Raw genomic sequence first — 259 nt, forward strand, 5'->3', positions numbered from 1 at the left:
GAATTTTTCCGAAGTAGCTCAGTGGTAGAGCAATCGGCTGTTAACCGATCGGTCGTAGGTTCGAGTCCTACCTTCGGAGCCATATGGGGAAGTACTCAAGTGGCTGAAGAGGCGCCCCTGCTAAGGGTGTAGGTCGGGCAACCGGCGCGAGGGTTCAAATCCCTCCTTCTCCGCCATATAGGTTTGGCCCGTTGGTCAAGTGGTTAAGACACCGCCCTTTCACGGCGGTAACACGGGTTCGAATCCCGTACGGGTCATA

At 55.6% G+C, this 259-nt stretch carries 3 tRNA genes; all 3 read left to right on the top strand.

Features of this window, described 5'->3' with window-relative positions:
- The first annotated feature begins 7 nt into the window (after positions 1 to 7).
- Positions 8 to 82 (top strand) — tRNA-Asn (locus QYB95_RS19210).
- A gap of 3 nt (positions 83 to 85) precedes the next feature.
- Positions 86 to 176, top strand: a tRNA-Ser gene (locus tag QYB95_RS19215).
- 9 nt (positions 177 to 185) lie between these two features.
- Positions 186 to 257, top strand: a tRNA-Glu gene (locus tag QYB95_RS19220).
- Positions 258 to 259 lie beyond the last annotated feature (2 nt).

Source organism: Ureibacillus aquaedulcis (genome assembly GCF_030418165.1).
Taxonomy (GTDB): domain Bacteria; phylum Bacillota; class Bacilli; order Bacillales_A; family Planococcaceae; genus Ureibacillus; species Ureibacillus aquaedulcis.